Origin of the sequence: Serratia sp. MF1(2023), assembly GCF_030954545.1 — a bacterium.
Lineage (GTDB): Bacteria > Pseudomonadota > Gammaproteobacteria > Enterobacterales > Enterobacteriaceae > Serratia > Serratia sarumanii.
Genome location: NZ_JAVHUX010000008.1, coordinates 405880 through 425196, shown reverse-complemented (window position 1 = coordinate 425196; position 19317 = coordinate 405880). Strand labels below are relative to the sequence as shown.

General features: G+C 64.9%; 19 protein-coding genes and 1 pseudogene. 13 read left to right on the top strand and 7 right to left on the bottom strand.

Annotated features, from left to right (window positions below; translation table 11 throughout):
• The first annotated feature begins 1 nt into the window (after position 1).
• Genes uca through urtE form a run of 7 tightly spaced genes read left to right on the top strand, consistent with a single transcriptional unit; the run spans position 2 to position 9882 of the window.
• Positions 2 to 3622: an urea carboxylase gene (gene uca / locus REA38_RS04885; RefSeq protein ID WP_308885179.1), complete on the top strand. Its 3621-nt coding sequence runs from the start codon at positions 2 to 4 to the stop codon at positions 3620 to 3622.
• A 14-nt stretch (positions 3623 to 3636) separates the two neighbouring features.
• Entirely contained in the window at positions 3637 to 4347 is a 711-nt protein-coding gene (locus REA38_RS04880) for a GntR family transcriptional regulator (RefSeq protein ID WP_308885178.1), read from the top strand.
• A 39-nt stretch (positions 4348 to 4386) separates the two neighbouring features.
• Positions 4387 to 5655: an urea ABC transporter substrate-binding protein gene (gene urtA / locus REA38_RS04875; RefSeq protein ID WP_197840694.1), complete on the top strand. Its 1269-nt coding sequence runs from the start codon at positions 4387 to 4389 to the stop codon at positions 5653 to 5655.
• A gap of 56 nt (positions 5656 to 5711) precedes the next feature.
• Entirely contained in the window at positions 5712 to 7292 is a 1581-nt protein-coding gene (gene urtB, locus REA38_RS04870) for an urea ABC transporter permease subunit UrtB (RefSeq protein ID WP_308885176.1), read from the top strand.
• Positions 7292 to 8368 carry an urea ABC transporter permease subunit UrtC gene (gene urtC, locus REA38_RS04865; protein ID WP_041034054.1) on the top strand — a complete coding sequence of 359 codons (1077 nt, stop codon included), beginning with the start codon at positions 7292 to 7294 and terminating at the stop codon, positions 8366 to 8368. Before urtB ends, urtC begins: the two co-directional genes overlap by 1 nt.
• Positions 8365 to 9171, top strand: a complete 807-nt coding sequence (gene urtD / locus REA38_RS04860) for an urea ABC transporter ATP-binding protein UrtD (protein WP_015377102.1) — start codon at positions 8365 to 8367, stop codon at positions 9169 to 9171. The genes urtC and urtD overlap by 4 nt, the downstream gene beginning before the upstream one ends.
• A gap of 12 nt (positions 9172 to 9183) precedes the next feature.
• Complete coding sequence (gene urtE / locus REA38_RS04855; RefSeq protein WP_033653440.1) at positions 9184 to 9882, top strand: urea ABC transporter ATP-binding subunit UrtE; 699 nt, start codon at positions 9184 to 9186, stop codon at positions 9880 to 9882.
• Positions 9883 to 10003: 121 nt separating this feature from the next.
• On the opposite strand, the gene REA38_RS04850 is transcribed toward urtE, so the two are convergent.
• Both REA38_RS04850 and REA38_RS04845 read right to left on the bottom strand, forming a co-directional pair.
• Positions 10004 to 10189: a type II toxin-antitoxin system RelE/ParE family toxin gene (locus tag REA38_RS04850; RefSeq protein ID WP_308885173.1), complete on the bottom strand. Its 186-nt coding sequence runs from the start codon at positions 10187 to 10189 to the stop codon at positions 10004 to 10006.
• The gene (locus REA38_RS04845; RefSeq protein WP_033646967.1) at positions 10174 to 10437 is read right to left on the bottom strand and encodes a type II toxin-antitoxin system ParD family antitoxin; all 264 of its coding nucleotides are present in this window, start codon (positions 10435 to 10437) and stop codon (positions 10174 to 10176) included. The genes REA38_RS04850 and REA38_RS04845 overlap by 16 nt, the downstream gene beginning before the upstream one ends.
• Positions 10438 to 10572: 135 nt before the next feature.
• Between REA38_RS04845 and REA38_RS04840 the strand changes: the two genes are divergently transcribed.
• Positions 10573 to 11085 carry a DUF2165 family protein gene (locus tag REA38_RS04840; RefSeq protein WP_060418338.1) on the top strand — a complete coding sequence of 171 codons (513 nt, stop codon included), beginning with the start codon at positions 10573 to 10575 and terminating at the stop codon, positions 11083 to 11085.
• Positions 11086 to 11107: 22 nt separating this feature from the next.
• Here the strand turns inward: REA38_RS04840 and REA38_RS04835 are convergent, their stop codons facing one another.
• From REA38_RS04835 to REA38_RS04825, 3 genes and pseudogenes are all read right to left on the bottom strand, one after another.
• On the bottom strand, positions 11108 to 11620 hold the full coding sequence (locus tag REA38_RS04835; RefSeq protein ID WP_308885171.1) for a GNAT family N-acetyltransferase: 513 nt from the start codon (positions 11618 to 11620) through the stop codon (positions 11108 to 11110).
• Between the two features lie 41 nt (positions 11621 to 11661).
• Positions 11662 to 12879 carry an FAD-dependent oxidoreductase gene (locus tag REA38_RS04830; RefSeq protein ID WP_060418339.1) on the bottom strand — a complete coding sequence of 406 codons (1218 nt, stop codon included), beginning with the start codon at positions 12877 to 12879 and terminating at the stop codon, positions 11662 to 11664.
• Between the two features lie 83 nt (positions 12880 to 12962).
• A pseudogene (locus REA38_RS04825) lies at positions 12963 to 13097 on the bottom strand (DUF4865 domain-containing protein); the annotation flags it as partial.
• Positions 13098 to 13221: 124 nt separating this feature from the next.
• Here REA38_RS04825 and REA38_RS04820 point away from each other — a divergent pair.
• A complete protein-coding gene (locus tag REA38_RS04820; RefSeq protein ID WP_308885168.1) occupies positions 13222 to 14091 on the top strand; it encodes a LysR substrate-binding domain-containing protein in 870 nt (289 codons plus the stop codon).
• Here the strand turns inward: REA38_RS04820 and sseA are convergent.
• The gene (gene sseA, locus REA38_RS04815) at positions 14088 to 14933 is read right to left on the bottom strand and encodes a 3-mercaptopyruvate sulfurtransferase (RefSeq protein WP_033653435.1); all 846 of its coding nucleotides are present in this window, start codon (positions 14931 to 14933) and stop codon (positions 14088 to 14090) included. The two genes, REA38_RS04820 and sseA, sit on opposite strands and share 4 nt — an antisense overlap.
• Before the next feature lie 102 nt (positions 14934 to 15035).
• Here sseA and REA38_RS04810 point away from each other — a divergent pair, with 102 nt between their 5' ends.
• Complete coding sequence (locus REA38_RS04810) at positions 15036 to 15458, top strand: NUDIX hydrolase (RefSeq protein WP_308885166.1); 423 nt, start codon at positions 15036 to 15038, stop codon at positions 15456 to 15458.
• Here REA38_RS04810 and REA38_RS04805 read toward each other — a convergent pair.
• Positions 15446 to 16885, bottom strand: a complete 1440-nt coding sequence (locus tag REA38_RS04805) for a PLP-dependent aminotransferase family protein (protein ID WP_308885165.1) — start codon at positions 16883 to 16885, stop codon at positions 15446 to 15448. The two genes, REA38_RS04810 and REA38_RS04805, sit on opposite strands and share 13 nt — an antisense overlap.
• A gap of 180 nt (positions 16886 to 17065) precedes the next feature.
• On the opposite strand from REA38_RS04805, the gene REA38_RS04800 reads away from it, so the two are divergent.
• From REA38_RS04800 to REA38_RS04790, 3 genes are all read left to right on the top strand, one after another.
• Positions 17066 to 17248 (top strand): DUF1127 domain-containing protein, encoded by a 183-nt coding sequence (locus REA38_RS04800; protein WP_033637613.1) that lies wholly within the window; start codon positions 17066 to 17068, stop codon positions 17246 to 17248.
• A gap of 9 nt (positions 17249 to 17257) precedes the next feature.
• Positions 17258 to 17881, top strand: a complete 624-nt coding sequence (locus REA38_RS04795) for a glutathione S-transferase family protein (RefSeq protein WP_033646945.1) — start codon at positions 17258 to 17260, stop codon at positions 17879 to 17881.
• Between the two features lie 228 nt (positions 17882 to 18109).
• Entirely contained in the window at positions 18110 to 19240 is a 1131-nt protein-coding gene (locus REA38_RS04790) for a Gfo/Idh/MocA family protein (RefSeq protein ID WP_041034068.1), read from the top strand.
• The last annotated feature ends 77 nt before the right edge of the window (positions 19241 to 19317 follow it).

The following is a 19317-nucleotide window of genomic DNA, read 5'->3' as shown; positions in this document are numbered from 1 at the left end:
CATGTTTACTACCGTACTGATCGCTAACCGCGGCGAAATTGCCTGCCGCGCCATTCGCACCCTGAAACGCCTGGGCGTCACCAGCGTGGCGGTTTATTCCGACGCCGACCGCAATGCGCCGCACGTCACCGAAGCCGACAGGGCGGAGGCGCTCGGCGGCGACAAGGCCGCCGACAGCTACCTGAGCATCGACAAGATCCTTGCGGCGGCGGCAGCCACCGGCGCGCAGGCGATCTACCCCGGCTACGGCTTTTTGTCCGAGAGCGCCGAGTTTGCCGACGCCTGCGAGACGGCGGGCATCGCCTTTATCGGCCCGACGGCGGCGCAGATGCGCGAGTTCGGTCTCAAGCACCGGGCGCGCGAGCTGGCGGCGTTGGCCGGGGTGCCGATGACGCCGGGCACCGGCTTGCTGGAGAGCGTGGAGCAGGCGGTTGCCGCCGCCGCGCGCATCGGCTACCCGGTGATGCTGAAAAGCACCGCCGGCGGCGGCGGCATCGGCCTGACGCGCTGTGACGACGAGGCGGCGCTGCGCGAGGCGTACGACAGCGTCAAACGGCTGGGAGAGCAGTTCTTCCGCGACGCCGGCGCCTTTATCGAACGCTTCGTCGATCGGGCGCGCCACGTCGAGGTACAGATTTTCGGCGACGGCCAGGGGCGGGTGGCGGCGCTCGGCGAGCGCGACTGCTCGCTGCAGCGCCGCAACCAAAAAGTGGTGGAGGAAACCCCGGCGCCACACCTGCCGGCGGCGACCCGCCAGGCGCTGCAGCGGGCGGCGGTGGCGCTGGGCGAATCGGTGAATTACCGCAGCGCCGGCACCGTGGAATTTATTTACGACGCCGCGCGCGACGAGTTTTACTTCCTCGAAGTGAACACCCGCTTACAGGTCGAGCACCCGGTCACCGAGATGGTCACCGGCCTGGATCTGATCGCCTGCATGCTGCAGGTGGCGGCGGGCGATGCGCTGGATTGGGCGGCGTTGCAACGCGCGCCGCAGGGCGCGGCGATCGAAGTGCGCCTCTACGCCGAAGATCCGCTGAAGAACTTCCAGCCCAGCCCCGGCGTGCTGACCGAGGTGCACTTCCCCGCCGACGTGCGCCTCGACGGTTGGGTGGCGACCGGCAGCGAAGTCTCGGCGTTTTACGACCCGATGATCGCCAAGCTGATCGTACACGGCGCTGACCGCGCGCAGGCGCTGGAAAAACTGCGCGTGGCGCTGGCGGTGACCCGTTTGCACGGCATCGCCACCAACCTCGATTATCTGCGGCAGGTGATCGCCACGCCGCAATTTCAGCGCGGCGACGTTTGGACGCGCCTGCTGGACGATTTGCATTACCAGCCGCACTGCCTCGAAGTGCTGCAACCCGGCACCTACAGCAGCGTGCAGGATTATCCCGGCCGCCTCGGCTATTGGGACATCGGCGTGCCGCCGTCCGGCCCGATGGACGACTTCGCGTTCCGGCTGGCCAATCGCATCGTCGGCAACCACCCGGCGGCCGCCGGGCTCGAGTTTACCCTGCAGGGGCCGACGCTGCGCTTTCACTGCGACGCCACCATCGCGCTGACGGGTGCCAGCTGCCCGGCCGATCTGGACGGTGAAGCGGTCGCCTACTGGCGGCCGATCGCGGTGCGGGCCGGGCAGGTGCTGACGCTGGGGCGCGCCACGCACGGTTGCCGCACCTATCTGGCGGTACGCAACGGCTTCGACGTGCCGGTGTATCTCGGCAGCCGCTCCACCTTCGCGCTCGGCCAGTTCGGCGGCCACGCCGGGCGCACCTTGCGCGTGGCGGACATGCTGGCGATCGCTCAACCGGAATTGGCCGCCAGCACCACGCCGGCGCCGATCGCCGCGCCGCAGGCGATGGACGACAGCCTGATCCCGCACTACGGCGACCAGTGGCACATCGGCGTGCTGTACGGGCCGCACGGCGCGCCGGACTTTTTCACCGCCGAATCGATAGAGGCCTTCTTCGCCACCGACTGGCAGGTGCATTACAACTCCAATCGCCTCGGCGTGCGCCTGTCGGGGCCGAAGCCCGAGTGGGCGAGAGAGGACGGCGGCGAAGCCGGTTTGCATCCTTCCAACGTGCACGACTGCGAGTACGCCATCGGCGCGATCAACTTCACCGGCGACTTCCCGGTGATCCTGACCCGCGACGGGCCGAGCCTCGGCGGCTTCGTCTGCCCGGTGACCATCGCCAAGGCCGAGCTGTGGAAAGTGGGGCAGGTGAAGCCGGGCGACCGCATCCGGTTTCATCCGATCGGTTTTCGCCAGGCGCAGTCGCTGGAACAGGCGCAGCTCGGCAGCATCGAAGCGCTGGCGGCGGTGAAGGCCATCACCCTGCCGCCGCCGGATCTGGCCCCGGCGGATACCGTTTCCGCCGCGGTGCTGGCGGCGCTGCCAGCGGCGGGAGGGCGCCCGGCGGTGGCGTATCGCCAGGCGGGAGACGGCTACATCCTGATGGAGTACGGCGACAACGTGCTCGATCTGGCGCTGCGGCTGCGCATTCATCTGCTGATGCAGTCGCTGCGCCAGGAGGCGATACCGGGCGTGGCGGAGCTGGCGCCGGGCGTGCGTTCGCTGCAGATCCGCTACGACAGCCGGCTGATAAGCCAGGCCGATCTGCTGCAGCGCCTGCTGGCGCGCGAACGGGCGCTGGGGGACGTCAGCCGCCTGAAGGTACCGACGCGCACCGTCTGGCTGCCGATGGCGTTCGAGGATTCGGCCACGCTGGGGGCGGTCGATCGCTATCAGCAGACGGTGCGCGCCTCGGCGCCCTGGCTGCCGAACAACGTCGATTTCATTCAGCGCATCAACGGCCTGAGCCGACGCGAGCAGGTGCGCGACATCCTGTTCGACGCCAGCTACCTGATCCTCGGATTGGGAGACGTCTACCTCGGCGCACCCTGCGCGGTGCCGCTCGATCCGCGCCATCGCCTGCTGAGCTCCAAATACAACCCGGCGCGCACCCACACCGCCGAAGGGACGGTCGGCATCGGCGGCATGTACATGTGCATCTACGGCATGGATTCGCCGGGCGGTTACCAGCTGGTGGGGCGCACGCTGCCGATCTGGAACAAATTCCTCAAAAACCCGCAGTTCACCGCCGGTGAACCCTGGCTGCTGCGCTTCTTCGATCAGGTGCGCTTCTACCCGGTCAGCGAGCAAGAACTGGACGAGCAGCGCGAAGCGTTCCGCGAAGGGCGCATGCAGGTGCGCATCGAAGAGAGCGAATTCGACTTCGCCGCCTACACCGATTTCCTGGCCGACAACGCCGGGGCGATCGCCGACTTCCAGCATCGCCAGCAGCAGGCGTTCAACGCCGAAGTGGCGCGCTGGCGCAGCGATGACGACGAGGCCGAGGCGCAGCTGTTGCCGCCGGTTGAAGAAGACGCGATCGACGGCGATCTGGTCAGCGCCGATCTGAACGGCAGCGTGTGGAAGATCCTGGTGGAGCCGGGGCAGGCGGTGGCGGCCGGGCAGCCGCTGATCGTGGTCGAGGCGATGAAGATGGAATTGGCGGTCACCGCGCCGCGCGCCGGGATCGTCAAACGCATCAGCTGCCGGCAGGGGCGGCCGGTCGGGCCGGGCGACGCCCTGCTGTGGCTGGAAAAAGCGATCTGAACGGAGGGGCGAGGATGCAAATCACCAACGGAGAGCACAAGGCGCGGCCGGAGGGGCTGGCGGAGCGCATTTATCTGCAGCTCAAGGCCGACATCTTCGAGTTTCGCCTGCTGCCGGGCGATCGCTTCAGCGAAAGCGACGTGGCGCAGCGCATGGCGGCCAGCCGCACGCCGGTGCGTCAGGCGCTGTTTCGACTCGAGCGCGAAGGCTATGTCGAGGTGCTGTTTCGCAGCGGCTGGCAGGTGCGGCCGTTCGATTTTGCCTACTTCGAAGAGCTGTACGACCTGCGCATCGTGCTGGAACAAGAGGCGGTGAAACGGCTGTGCGAATGGCCGGCCGGGGAAACGCCGGCCGCGCTGGCGGCGCTGAACCGTTTTTGGACCGAAGCGTCGCGTCTGGCGGACGGCCAGGCGGTGTCGCAGCACGACGAGCAGTTTCACCAGGCGTTGGTGGCCGCGGCGGGCAACGGCGAAATGGCGCGCATCCACCGCGAGCTGACCGAAAAGATCCGCATCATTCGCCGGCTGGATTTCACCCAGCAGGCGCGGGTGGACGCCACCTACCGCGAACACGCCGCCATTTTGCAGGCGATCCTGCAGCGGCAAAGCGGGGCGGCGCAAGCGCTGCTCGGCGAGCATATCGCCGTCAGCAAGGCAGAGGTACGAAAAATAACGCTGCACATGTTGCACCAGGCGCGGGCCCAGCAGCCGGCGCGCTCGGCGTAACGATTTTGATTTCATTCACACACATCAGGAGTTTGAACTATGCAACGTCGTCGTTTTATCAAAGCTTTTGCGCTGTCCGCCGCCGCGCTCGGCCTGGGCCTGACCTGGAGCGCGCAGGCCGCCGACACCATCAAGGTCGGCATTCTGAGTTCGCTTTCCGGCACCATGGCGATTTCCGAGACGCCGCTGAAGGATGTGGCGCTGATGACCATCGACGAGATCAACGCCAAAGGCGGGGTGCTCGGCAAAAAGCTGGAGCCGGTGGTGGTGGATCCGGCCTCCAACTGGCCGCTGTTCGCCGAAAAGGCGCGCCAGCTGCTGAGCCAGGATAAGGTGGCAGCGGTGTTCGGCTGCTGGACTTCGGTGTCGCGCAAGTCGGTGCTGCCGGTGTTTGAGGAGCTGAACGGGCTGCTGTTCTACCCGGTGCAATACGAAGGCGAAGAGATGTCGCCGAACGTGTTCTATACCGGCGCGGCGCCGAACCAGCAGGCGATCCCGGCGGTGGAATACCTGCTGAGCGAGGACGGCGGCGGCGCCAAGCGCTTCTTCCTGCTGGGCACCGATTACGTCTATCCGCGCACCACCAACAAAATCCTGCGCGCCTTCCTGCACAGCAAAGGCGTGCAGGACAAGGATATCGAAGAGGTCTACACGCCGTTCGGCTACAGCGATTACCAGACCATCGTCGCCAACATCAAAAAATTCGCCGCCGGCGGCAACACGGCGGTGATCTCCACCATTAACGGCGACTCCAACGTGCCGTTCTACAAAGAGCTGGCCAACCAGGGCGTCAAGGCCACCGACGTGCCGGTGATCGCCTTCTCGGTCGGCGAGGAAGAGCTGCGCGGCATCGACACCAAACCGCTGGTGGGCAACCTGGCGGCCTGGAACTACTTCGAATCGCTGGATAACCCGACCAACAAGCAGTTTGTCAGCCAGTGGAAAGCCTACGCCAAGGCGCACAACCTGCCGAATTACGCCACCGCGGTGACCAACGATCCGATGGAAGCCACCTACGTCGGCCTCCACATGTGGGCGCAGGCGGTGGAAAAGGCCGGCACCACCGACGTCGATAAGGTGCGCGCGGCGATGGCCGGGCAAACCTTCGCCGCGCCGTCGGGCTTCACGCTGACCATGGACCAGACCAATCACCACCTGCACAAGCCGGTGATGATCGGCGAGATCGAGGGCAACGGCCAGTTCAACGTGGTGTGGCAGACCGAAGCGCCGGTGCGCGCGCAGCCGTGGAGCCCGTATATCGCCGGCAACGACAAAAAACCGGATTACCCGGTGAAAGGCGGCAAGTAACGTCACTCAGCGCCGGCGCGGCCCAACGCCCGCCGGCCCAACAGAAGAGGCAGCTGATGCAATCTCCGTTTTTATCCTCTCTGCGCGTCGGGCTGTGGCTGCTGTGCGCCTGGCCCCTGCTGGCGCAGGCCGGGCTGGCCGATGAGTTTGCGGCGGCCAACCGTGCGCAGCAGGCCAAGTTGCTGCAGGCCTGGGCGGCCGAGCCGGACGCCGCGCGCCTGCCGCTGCTGCAGGGGCTGCAGCAGGAAACCGTGGCGATCGACGGGGCGAAGCGCGCCTTTATCCGCCAGGGCGATCGCTATCTGCCGCTCGAGGGCGAGGCGGCCCCGGTTGGCGAACTGAAGAAAGTGTGGCTGAACAACCGGCTGCGCATTCTGATTGCCAACGCGTTGTCGGCGCAGCGGCTGGTCAGCGCGGACGCGGCGGTGCGGCTGCAGGCGGCGACCGCGCTGCAGCGCGAAGCGCAGGGCGAGCAGTTGCCGCTGTTGACCCGGCGGTTGGCGCAGGAGAAAGACCCGCAGGTACGCGACGCGCTGAGCATTGCGCTGGCGAACCTGCAATTGACCGACGCCAGCCCGCAGGTGCGCTTCAATGCGGTGCGGCTGCTGGGGGAATCGGGCGAGCCGGAAACCCGCGCGCGGCTGCAGGCGTTGACCGACGTCGCCCACGAGCCGGACGCCGCGGTGCGCGCCGAGGCGCAACGCAGCCTGCAGCGGGTGCAACATCGCCTGATGATCGGCGATCTGCTCGGCCAGGCGTTCAGCGGCCTGTCGCTCGGCTCGATCCTGCTGCTGGCGGCGCTCGGGCTGGCGATCACCTACGGCCTGCTCGGCGTCATCAATATGGCGCACGGCGAAATGCTGATGCTCGGCGCCTATTCCGCTTACCTGGTGCAGGGGCTGTTTCAGCAGTTTGCGCCGCACTGGCTGGCGCTCTACCCGCTGGCGGCGCTGCCGGTGGCGTTCGCCATCACCGCTGGGATCGGCATGCTGCTGGAGCGCACGGTGATCCGCCACCTGTATGGCCGGCCGCTGGAAACCCTGCTGGCCACCTGGGGCATCAGCCTGGTGCTGATCCAACTGGTGCGGGTGCTGTTCGGCGCGCAGAACGTCGAGGTCGCCAACCCGGCGTGGCTGTCGGGCGGCGTGCAGCTGCTGCCGAACCTGGTGCTGCCGTGGAACCGCATCGCGGTGATCGCGTTCGTGCTGTTGGTGCTGGCGCTGACCTGGCTGCTGCTGAACAAGACCCGGCTCGGCATGAACGTGCGCGCGGTGACGCAAAACCGCGCGATGGCGGCCTGCTGCGGCGTGCCCACCGGGCGGGTGGACATGCTGGCCTTCGGGTTGGGATCCGGCATCGCCGGGCTCGGCGGGGTGGCGCTGTCGCAGTTGGGCAACGTCGGGCCGGAGCTGGGGCAAGGTTACATCATCGATTCGTTCCTGGTGGTGGTGCTCGGCGGCGTCGGCCAACTGGCGGGGACGGTGGCGGCGGCCTTCGGCCTCGGCATTGTCAACAAGATCCTCGAGCCGCAGATCGGCGCCGTGCTGGGCAAGATCCTGATCCTGGTGCTGATCGTTCTGTTTATTCAAAAGCGCCCGCAGGGGCTGTTCGCCCTCAAGGGCAGGGTGATTGACTGATGAGCCAACCATTGACCGTAACCGGCGTACAGAAAGCGCCTCGGCTGGCGTTGAGCATCGGCGCGCTGGCGTTGCTGGTGCTGCTGGTGATGCCGTTCATGACGCTGTTGCCGGCGGATCATCCGCTGGCGGTGTCCACCTATACCCTGACGCTGGCGGGCAAGATCCTGTGCTACGCGGTGGTGGCGGTGGCGCTCGATCTGGTGTGGGGCTATGCCGGGCTGCTGTCGCTCGGCCACGGGCTGTTCTTCGCGCTCGGCGGCTACGCCATGGGCATGTACCTGATGCGGCAGGCGGCGGGCGACGGGCTGCCGGCGTTTATGGCGTTCCTCTCCTGGAATGAGCTGCCGTGGTTCTGGAGCGGCACCCAGCATTTCGCCTGGGCGCTGTGCCTGATCGTGCTGGTGCCGGGCCTGCTGGCTTTCCTGTTCGGCTACTTCGCCTTCCGCTCGAAAATCAAAGGGGTGTATTTCTCGATCATGACCCAGGCGCTGACCTATGCCGGCATGCTGCTGTTCTTTCGCAACGAAACCGGCTTCGGCGGCAATAACGGCTTTACCGGTTTCACCACGCTGCTCGGCTTTCCCATCACCGCCGCCGGCACGCGGGTGGCGCTGTTCCTGGCGACGGTGCTGCTGCTGGCCGCCAGCCTGGCCATCGGCTTTGCGCTGGCGCGCAGCAAGTTCGGCCGGGTGCTGACTGCGGTGCGCGATGCGGAAAACCGGCTGACCTTCTGCGGCTACGATCCGAAGGGCTTCAAGCTGTTCGTCTGGACGCTGTCGGCGGTGCTGTGCGGGCTGGCCGGCGCGCTCTATGTGCCGCAGGTCGGCATCATCAACCCCGGCGAAATGTCGCCGACCAACTCGATCGAGGCCGCCATCTGGGTGGCGCTCGGCGGGCGCGGCACGCTGGTGGGGCCGCTGCTCGGCGCCGGCATCGTCAACGGCGCCAAGAGCTGGTTCACCATGGCCATTCCCGAATACTGGCAGTTCTTCCTCGGCCTGATGTTTATCGTCGTCACGCTGTTTCTGCCCAAAGGGGTGATCGGTCTGCTGCGCCGGAGGAAAACCTCATGAAAGCGATGCAAGTGACCGACGAGCTGTTTACCCACCCGCTGCCGGCGGATAAATACCGGCAGCAAACCGATCCGGTGCTGCAGCTCGACAACGTCAACGTCAGCTTCGACGGTTTTCGCGCGCTGACCGATCTGTCGCTGCGCATTGGCGTCGGCGAACTGCGCTGCGTGATCGGCCCCAACGGCGCTGGCAAGACCACGCTGATGGATGTGATCACCGGCAAGACCCGGCCGGACAGCGGCAGGGTGTTTTACGATCAGACCGTCGATCTAACCCGGCTGGCGCCGATGCAGATCGCCCACGCCGGCATCGGCCGCAAGTTTCAAAAACCGACGGTGTTCGAGGCGCTGACGGTGTTCGAAAATCTGGAGATCGCGCAGAAAACCCGCAAGTCGGTGTGGGCCTGCCTGCGCGCCCGCCTGAGCAGCGAACAGCGCGACCGCATCGACGAGATGCTGAAGACCCTGCGGCTGGGGCATGAACGCCACCGGCCCGCCGGGCTGTTGTCCCACGGGCAGAAACAGTTTCTCGAGATCGGCATGCTGCTGGTGCAGGAGCCGCACCTGCTGCTGCTCGACGAGCCGGCGGCCGGCATGACTGACGCCGAAACCGACTACACCGCCGAACTGTTCCGCGAGCTGGCGGGCAAGCATTCGCTGATGGTGGTGGAGCACGATATGGGGTTTGTGGAAACCATCGCCGATCGCGTGACGGTGCTGCACCAGGGGCAGGTGCTGGCGGAAGGATCGCTGGCGCAGGTGCAGGCCGACGAACGGGTGATTGAGGTATATCTGGGGCGCTGAGGAGGCGTAATCATGCTGCAGGTAGAAGAATTGAATCAATATTACGGCGGCAGCCACATTCTGCGCGGCCTGTCGTTCGAGGCGCGCATTGGCGAGGTGACCTGCCTGCTGGGGCGCAACGGTGTGGGCAAGACCACGCTGCTGAAATGCCTGATGGGGCTGGTCCCGGCGCGCAGCGGCAGCGTCCGTTGGCAGGGCGAAACCATCACCGGTAAAAAGCCGCATCAGCGGGTGCGGGCGGGCATCGCCTATGTGCCGCAGGGGCGGGAGATTTTCCCGCGCCTGACGGTGGAGGAAAATTTGCTGATGGGGCTGGCGCGCTTTTCCGGCGCCGCCGCGCGCACGGTGCCGGATCCGATCTATGAACTGTTTCCGGTGCTGCGGCAAATGAAGGATCGGCGCGGCGGCGATCTCTCCGGCGGGCAGCAGCAGCAGTTGGCGATCGGCCGGGCGCTGGCCTGCCGGCCGCAGCTGCTGATCCTCGACGAGCCGACGGAAGGGATCCAGCCTTCGGTGATCAAGGAGATCGGCGCGGTGATCAAACAGCTGGCGGCGAAGGGCGATATGGCGATCCTGCTGGTGGAGCAGTTCTATGACTTTGCCGCCGACCTGGCGGACAGCTATCTGGTGATGTCGCGCGGCAGCATCGTGCAGCGCGGCGCTGGCAGCAATATGGAACAGGACGGCGTACGCGGGCTGGTGGCGATTTGACGTTGGATCAGCTGAAAAAGGATCGGCTGAGCGGATCGCGGGAGTGATGCAGCACTCTGATGATATTCACCTCCCGCCTGTGCTGACGAAAATAAATCAGGTGGTTGGCGACGGGCAATACTCATAGGCCGGGGCCGATTGCATCGATGTTTCTGCCGAGTTGGGGGTGGCTAAGGTTATCGAAAGCCTGATGCAGGTGGCGCAGATAATCTTCGGCCACCTGTAAGCCAAAGTGCGCCAATCCGTAAAAATAGATCTCTTCCATATCGTCCAAGGCTTTTGGGCGGACGGTTACTTTCCTGCGCATCCTTTTGCTTTGCTCCGTATTCTTTCCATGAACACATCACGATCCCATTCGACGGCTTCGCCGCTGTGCTCTCCTTCGGCAATCAGGCGCCTAAGCTCTTCCAGTTTTGAGGCGGCGGTACGTTCGCGCAAAGTGCGCACGGATTCGCGGATGACTTCGCTGGGCGTGCGGTAATCGCCGCTGGCCACCAGATCTTCGACGAAACTACGCAGTTCGTCACCCAGATCAACCGTTAATGTTCTGCCCATTGTTCCCCCTCACTTTCGGCTATGCTGCGTCATTGTAAGATTAGTTCTTACATTGTGCACGTCAAACTCTCAGGATCTCGACTGCGGTACCGCCATGAGGGCGGAAGCCGCAAGTTTATTAATTAAGGATAACCCATGAACGAAATCACTGTGTCACGCCTCGGTTGCATCGTCCTGTCCCTGTTTCCGGCCCTGTGGGGGCTGTTCAGCCTGTTGAACAATACGGCGGATTTCGCCGGCACCGCGCGCAATGCGGTGGGGCCATTGCTTGCCATGCAGGATACCTATCAGACACCGGGGCTGATGTGGCGCGCGATCGGCGCCGACTGGGCCTGTATGTTGGGGTTGGCTGTCATCACCACGCTGGAAACGCTGGCCGGCCTATTCGCGGCGGCGGGCGTTTTGCTGATGATCGGGCGATTTAAAGGCCCTTACGCCGCCTTCGCCAAGGGCAAAATCTGGGCGATGCTGGGGGCGCTTTGCGCGATCGCGGTGTGGGGCGTCGGCTTTATGGTGGTCGCCGGCGACTGGTTTATGGCCTGGCAGGCCAAGCAGGATCCGCTGGCGGTGCAACTGGGGGCACTGATCTACCTGGCGCCCAATGCGTTTGCCTTGCTGTTCCTGATGCTGCAGCGGGAGCCGCGCTAAACGAAGGCGGAGCGGGGCGCGGTTACAGCGCCTTGCTCATATACCAGATGCCTATCGAGCCCTGGGCGCTGGTGTAGCAGGTCTCGCCACAAATGCTCAATCCCTGGCGCTGATAAAAGCGTTGGGCGCCGGTGTTGCGTTGCAGCACCTCCAGCCACAGCGTCTTCTGCCGGCGCTCGATGGCCCGCTGCTGCACCTGTTCGAACAGGCGCTGGCCATAGCCGTTGCCGACATGGCCCGGCAGGAAATAGATTTTCTGCAGCTCTGCGCCGCGGGTTTGCGTTGGCGCCAGCAAGCTGTCGACGTTGAGCCGCGCATAGCCGACCAGGGCGTCATCCTCATAGGCCAACAGCCAGCACACGTCGGGATCGCGCAGCGTCCGTTCCAGCGCGGAGACGGCAAAATCCTCGGCCAGAAAGGCCTCCAGCTCGTGCGGGTAGCGCCACAGCTCACCGAAGTGCGCGCGATAGGTGCGGATGCCGATATCGCGCACCTGGGTTAAATCTTCCAGCAATGCCTGACGGACGGTGAACATGAATGAACCTCATCGAAGCGGGAACCGATGAGTATAGCGGGTTAACTTTCAAGATGCCGCGGCGTTTCGCGGCGAAAACCCAGGCCGATGATGCGGCCGAACAGGCGCGGCAGCCAGCGGCTGTTGCCGACGCGGGCGATCAGGCGCGAACCGCCCGCTGCGCGGCGTTCGCCCGGCTTGCGCTGGCTCATTTTGATCTGCAAAAACTGGATGGCCCGGGTGGGGAATTCGCGCCGGCGCTGCACGCTCAGCAGATGCTTCAGCTGCAGCCGATGCTGGCGCAGCGGCGGGATCAGGGCGTTGGCGGCGGCCACCGCGTCCTGAATCGCCAGGTTGACGCCCACGCCGCCGATCGGCGACATGGCGTGCGCGGCGTCGCCGATGCACAGCACTCCCGGTTTGGCCCAGCGATCCAGACGATCGATGCGGATGCTCAGCAGCTTCACCTGATCCCACTCGACGATCTCCTGCAGGCGATCGTCCTGGAATGGCGCCACCTCGGCGAGGTGCAGCAAAAATTTCTCCAGGCCGCTGCGGCGGATCGCGTCGAAGCTGCCTTTATCGATCGAGTAGCCGCACTGCCAGTAGTCGCCGCGATCGATCATGATGAAGTTCTGCTTCGGCCCGGTATGGCCCATCGACCAGGCCGGATCGCCCGGCTGCTTGCTGAGTTTCATCCACAAGACGTCGCGCGGGGCGCCGAAGGAGCGGCTGCTGAGCGCCGCCTGCTCGCGCACCACCGAGTTGCGGCCGTCGGTGCCGATCACCAGCTGGCTGCGCACGCGGATCGGGCCTTCCGGCGTGTCGGCCAGCACGCCGCATACCTGGCCGCGGTCGTAGAGCAGCTTATGAACCTGCGTCGAGGTGAGCAGCCTGAAATGGGGGAACGCGGCGGCCTGCTGCGCCAAAAAGTTGAGGAACTCCCACTGCGGCATAAAGGCGATAAATTTGCAGCGCGTCGGCAGGCGAGTGAAATCCGCCAGCTTAATGTCGCGCCCGGCGACTTCGGCGTGCAGGGATTCGGCGCGCTGGTGCGGCAGCGCCAGCAGTTCGTCGAGCAGGCCCAGCTGGTGCATGACTTCCAGCGTCGACGGGTGAATGGTGTCACCGCGAAAATCGCGCAGGAAGTCGGCGTGCTTCTCCAGCACCGTCACGTCGATCCCCGCCCGTGCCAGCAGATAGCCGAGCATCAGCCCGGCGGGGCCGCCTCCCACGATGCAGCAGGTGGTGGCGTACGGTGTGATCGGTGATGACGGCATGGCGGTTGACCCCGGAGAGCGGCCCGCATCCCGCGAGCCGCAAGTGAATGTTCAATGTTGATAATGATTATCAATATCAAATTTTAGCTGTCAACCCGCGGCGCAGTGTGGTCAAAGGGGGCGGACAGATGGCCGACGCGGAACAGCTGGCTGTTTTGCGGCTGTGCCTGCGGCGGTTCACGCCATAAATCCAGCCGCACTAACCGCCACTTGGCGGGCTGCGTGCATCGCGAGCATAAGGATTCTCCGCAAAGACGTTGACCGGGAGAGCGTGACACGCCATCTTTATCAGTAAAATCGGTATTATTTTTATCGATGGTTCAGAAAATCAGGATGGTCAGCATGAGGCGAATAACGTTCGATCTCGAGGATTTGCGCAGCTTCGTCACCGGCGTCGAGCTGGGCAGCTTCGCCAAGGCGGCTGAACGGCTGGGGCGTTCGGCGTCGGCGGTCAGCGCTCACCTGAAAAAGCTGGAACAGCAGGTCGGCGCGCCGATCCTGCGCAAGGCCGGGCGCGGCATGGTGATGACCGAGGCGGGGGAAACGCTGCTCGGTTACGCGCGCCGCCTGCTGGAGCTCAATGACGAAGCCGCCGCCGCGGTGCGCGGGTTGGATTTGCAGGGCACGGTGCGGCTGGGGCTGCAGGAGGATTTCGGCGAGACGTTTCTGCCGCAGGTATTGGGCAGCTTCGCGCGCGCCAATCCGAAGGTGCGCATCGAGGCGCGCATCGCGCGCAATGCCGAGCTGATCGACTGGGTGCTGAAAGGCCAACTGGATCTGTCGCTGGCGTGGGATGGCGGTTTGAGCACGCCGTTTCATCAGGCGCTGGGGCAGCGGCAACTGCACTGGATCGCCTCGCCCGGCTTCGCGCTGGCGCCCTGGCGAGAAGGGGATGAGCCGTTGCCGTTGGTGATGTTCGACGCGCCTTGCCTGATGCGCAGCGCGGCGACGCAGGCGCTGGATCGTGCCGGCATACCCTGGCGCATCGCCTTTACCAGCCGCAGCCTGAACGGCGTGTGGGCGGCGGTGAGCGCCGGATTGGGCGTCACGGTGCGCACGGCGGCGGGTTTGCCGCCCGGCCTGGCGCCGCTGGCCCCCGATCTGCTGCCCGCTCTCGGCCAGCTCGGCGTGGTGCTGCACCGCGCCGAGGATCAGCCTTCGGCCGCCGTGCAGCGGCTGGCGCAGATCGTGGTCGAGCGGATCGAAACTTAATCTTGGGCGATCGGCTGCTTGCCGCTCAGCTGGCCCCATTCGCTCCAGGCGCCGTCATACAGCTTGACCTGCGGCGCGCCGAGCGACAGCAGGCCGAACGCCAGCACCGCCGCCGTCACGCCGGAGCCGCAGCTGGTGATGATCGGGCCGTTGATATCCACCCCCTTGTCGTTGAAGGTTTGGCGCAGCGCCTCCAGCGATTTGAAGCGGCCGTTTTCCAGCAGCTCGCCGTACGGAATGTTGATGCTGCCGGGAATATGGCCGCGGTGCAGGCCGGGGCGCGGCTCCGGCGCTTCGGCATAAAAGCGCGGCGCGGCGCGCGCGTCGAGAATTTGCACCGGCGTGCCTAACGCCTGCTCCACTTGCCGCATATCCACCACCGCGTCGGCGTTGAACCGGGCGTTGAACGTCTGCGGGGCAGGCTGCGCCGGGCCGGTTGCCAGCGCCTGGCCCTGCGCGGTCCAGCCGTTCAGCCCTTCGTCCAGCACGTAAACGCGCTCGGCGCCGAAATTGCGGAAGGTCCACCAGCCGCGCGGCGCGGAGAACTGGTTGCCCTCGTCGTAAATCACCAGGGTGTCGCGTTCGCTGATGCCCAATTGGCCCGCCGCCGCGGCGAATTCCGCCGCCGTCGGCAGCATGTGCGGCAGCGCGGTGCTTTTGTCCGCCACCTCGTCGATATCGAAATAGACCGCGCCGGGGATATGGCCGCGTTCGAACTCGGCAAGCATATCTTTCTTCGGCGTCAGCCCCACCGGCGACATCCGGACGTCGATCACCACCAGATTTTCATCGTTGATATGTTGCGCAAGCCATTGAGGGGTCACCAGAAACGGAGAATTCATCGTATTGTTCGCCTGTTGTGAAAACGGATTTTCACTATACACCAGGCCGCGCCGGGATGGAGTATGATGTTCAGGCAACGGTATGGGCGGGAGACGGAAAACATGACGGATCGGGCGTTTGGCGGGGCCAAGATCGCGCTGCTGTGCGACGGCCGCCTGCTGGTTTACCAACGGGACGACAAGCCGGGCATTCCGTGGCCCGGCATGTGGGATCTGCCCGGCGGCGGGCGGGAAAACGGCGAGACGCCGCTGCAGTGCGTGCTGCGGGAAACGCAGGAAGAGTTCGGGGTGTTGCTCGCCGAACGCCAGGTTGTCTGGCAGCGGCGTTACGACGGTATTCAGCCCGGCTACCCGCCGACCTGGTTTATGGCCGGGGTGATCACCCCGGCGCAGATCGCCGCCATTCGCTTTGGCGATGAAGGGCTGCGCTGGCGAATGATGCCGGTAGCGCAGTTTATTCATCACCCGCAGGGCATCGGTCATCTGCGCCGCCGGGTGGCGGAGTATTGGCTTCAGTCCTCCTGAGGTTGCAGCACGCCGCTCGGCATCAGTGCCTGGATGGTGGCGCCGACCCGCTGCACCGCCTGTTCGATCTCCGCCGTCAGCTTCGGCGCATAGTTGATGCGCAGGCAGTTGCGGTATTTGCCGGCGGCGGAAAAGATGCTGCCGACGGCGATCTGCACGCCCTGCTGCTCGAGATGGCGGTTCAGCCGCAGGGTGTCGAACGCCTCGTCCAGTTCGATCCACAGCATAAAGCCGCCGCGCGGCCGGCTGACGCGGGTGCCGGCCGGGAAGTGTTTCAGGATAAGGTCGGTCATGCGATCGCGGTTCTGCTGGTAGCGGGCGCGCATGCGCCGCAGGTGCTGCAGATAGTGCCCGCCGCGGATGAATTCGGCGATCGCCAGCTGCGGCTGGGTGGCGGTGGCGCCGGAGCCGATGAACTTCATGTGCAGCACCCGCTCCAGGTAGCGGCCGGGCGCGATCCAGCCCACCCGCAGCCCCGGCGCCAGCGTTTTGGAAAACGAGCTGCACAGCAGCACGCGGCCGTCTTCGTCGAACGACTTGATGGTGCGCGGCCGCGGGTAGTGATAGGCGATGTCGCCGTAGACGTCGTCCTCGATGATCGCCGCGTCGTGGCGCTGCGCCAGCGTCAGCAACCGCTGTTTGTGGGCGTCGGGCATGATGTAGCCCAACGGATTGTTGCAGTTGGGCGTCAGCAAAATGGCTTTGATCGGCCACTGTTCCAGCGCCATCTCCAGCGCCGCCAGGCTGACGCCGGTGAGCGGATCGGTGGGGATTTCCAGCGCCTTGATGCCCAGGCCCTTCAGCGTCTGCATGGTGCCGTGGAAGCAGGGCGAATCGACCGCCACGATGTCGCCGGGTTGGCAAACGGCGCGCAGCCCGGCGGAGATCGCTTCCTGGCAGCCGGTGGTGATCAGCAACTGATCGGGGCCGATTTGGCAGCCGGAATCCAGCAGCAGGCGGGCGACCTGCTCGCGCAGCGCGGCCACGCCCTGAATGCTGTCGTAATACAGGCTGCGCAGATCGCCGTGGCGGGCGGCGTTGCGCAGGGCGACGATCAGCGGTTTCATCGTCGGCTCGGCGATATCCGGCATGCCGCGCCCCAGCTGGATCAGGCCCTCGCGCGGCCGGCTGCGCACCAGCTCCAGCACCTGCTCCCATTGCGAAATGTCCACCGGCCGCTGCACCGGCGCCGTCATGGCGGGCAGCTCGGCCTGCGCGCGCCGCGTATGCACGAAGTAGCCCGACTTCGGCCGCGCCTCCACCAGGCGCTGTTCTTCCAGCAGCCGGTAGGCTTGCTGCACCGTGCTGATGCTGACGCCGTGCTCCTGGCTCAGCGCGCGCACCGAAGGCAGGCGATGGCCGGCGGGATACAGCCCTTGCTGAATGCGTTGGCTGAGAATGGCGGCCAGAGTGGCGTAGCGTGTCATACAGAGGCCTCTTATCGGGATGCAGGATTAAAAAACCGGTACAGATGCTTTCAAAGTAAACCATTCAGCGGTTTTTTTGGCGCAGCTGTATGAAAAAAATAGCGCCAGCGTGAATCTGTATTGTTTTTCTCCCGGCGAGCATGATGACTGCAACGCAAAAACAGCAGGGAGAATAACAACATGGCACTGTTTGATGGCATGACGACGTGGCGACGGGTAGGCTGGTCACGCTGGCGTTGGTATTTGTTGCGCCGCAGTACGCGCAGAGAGTTACTGCTGCTGAACGACAGGCAATTGGCGGATATCGGCCTGACGCGGGCGGATGCGCGGCGCGAAGGCGATAAACCGTTCTGGAGAGGGTAAGGAAAGCGAATGCTGAAATTATTGGGCAAAGCCTCATCGATCAACGTGCGCAAGGTATTGTGGACCTGCCAGGAGCTGGGGTTGCCGCTGGCGCGGGAGGACTGGGGCAGCGGCTTTCGCTCCACGCAGGAGCCGGCGTTTCTGGCGCTGAATCCCAACGGCCTGGTGCCGGTGCTGATCGACGGCGAGCGGGTGCTGTGGGAGTCGAACACTATCTGCCGCTACCTGGCCGGACGGGAAGGGCGCCGCGATCTGCTGCCGCAGGAACCCGGCGCGCGCGCGGCGGTGGAGATGTGGATGGACTGGCAGGCCACCGATCTGAACGGCGCCTGGCGCTATGTGTTCATGTCGCGGGTGCGCGGGCATGCGGATTATCAGGATGCCGCCAGCCTGGCCGCCGCCGAGCGTGAGTGGAATCGGCTGATGGGGCTGCTGGACAAGCATTTGGCGCAGCACGGCCCTTATGCCGCCGGCGCGGCCTTCACGCTGGCGGACGTGGTGCTGGGGCTGTCGCTGAATCGCTGGCTGATGACGCCGTTCGAGCGGCCGAATTATGCGGCGCTGGCGGCCTATCAGCAGCGCCTGCTGCAACGCCCTGGCTACGTGCAGCATGGCGCCAACGGTTTACCTTGATATGAAATAAACAGTTCATTTCACCTCGTCCGGATACGGCAAGCCGTATCCGGGCTTTCTCCGTTGCATCATCCCGTCAATGTTTCATGAACGGCATCACGAATGTGAATTTTATTTTCCTTTTTTCTTGTTGTTGAAATTTAAATTCCATATAAACCTGTTATCAACCGGCGCGTTTCATTGAGCGGCGCCTGGTTCTACACAGGATTTCGATCACGGGAGAAAATGATGAAACAGGTACGCGTTGGGTTAATCGGCACCGGCTATATCGGGCGTTGTCACGCCATCGCCTATGCGCAGGCCGCCACGGTCTTTCCTCTGAAAGGGGAGCTGGTGCTGGAGATGCTGGCGGAAGTGACGCCCGAGCTGGCGGCGCAGCGCGCAACCGAGTTCGGCTTTGCGCGCTCGACCGGCGATTGGCGGCAGCTGGTGGCCGATCCGGCGATCGACGTGGTGGACATCTGCGCGCCCAACTTCTTGCACAAAGAGATGGCGCTGGAAGCGATCCGCCACGGCAAGCACGTGTATTCGGAAAAGCCGCTGGCGCTGGACGCCGCCGACGCGGCGGAGATGGTGCAGGCCGCCCGCGCCAAGGGCGTGAAAACGCTGGTCGGTTTCAACTACATGAAGAACCCGACCAGCCAGCTGGCGCGCGAGATCATCGCCAACGGCGAAATCGGCGAAGTGGTGCATTTTTACGGCACCCACAATGAGGATTATCTGGCCGATCCGCGCACGCCGCTCGACTGGCACTGCCGCCGCGCCAGCGCCGGGCTGGGCGCGCTGGGGGATCTGGCGGCGCACATCGTCAACATGGCGCACTATCTGGTGGGCGACATCGTGGCGGTCTGTGGCGATATGCAAACCGTGATCAAACAGCGCCCGGATCCGCAAGACCCGGCGCGCCTGCTGCCGGTGGAAAACGAAGATCAGGCCGGCGCGCTGCTGCGCTTCGCCGGCGGGGCGATGGGCACTATCGAAACCTCGCGCATTGCCTGCGGGCGCAAGATGGGGCTGACCTATGTGGTCACCGGCACCAAGGGCACGCTGAGCTATACCCAGGAGCGGATGGCGGAGCTGAAGCTGTATCGGCACGATGAGCCGGCGGAGCGGCAGGGGTTCAAAACGCTGCTGGTAGGGCCGAAGCACCCGGACTACGCGGCGTTCTGCATCAGCGCCGGGCACGGCATCGGCTTTAACGATCAGAAGACGGTGGAGATCCGCGATCTGGTCAACGGCATCGCCGCGGGCGATCGCATGTGGCCGGACTTTGAAGAAGGCTGGAAGGTGTCCTGCGTGCTGGATGCGATAGCCGCCTCCGCCGAGCAGCGGCGCTGGCTGGAGATCAACCGCGATTGAAAATGAAATGGCGCTCTCCCGTGGGCAGCGCCATTAATTTGTTATGTTGCTAGCTTAATACCTTATTAAGCTAGTTG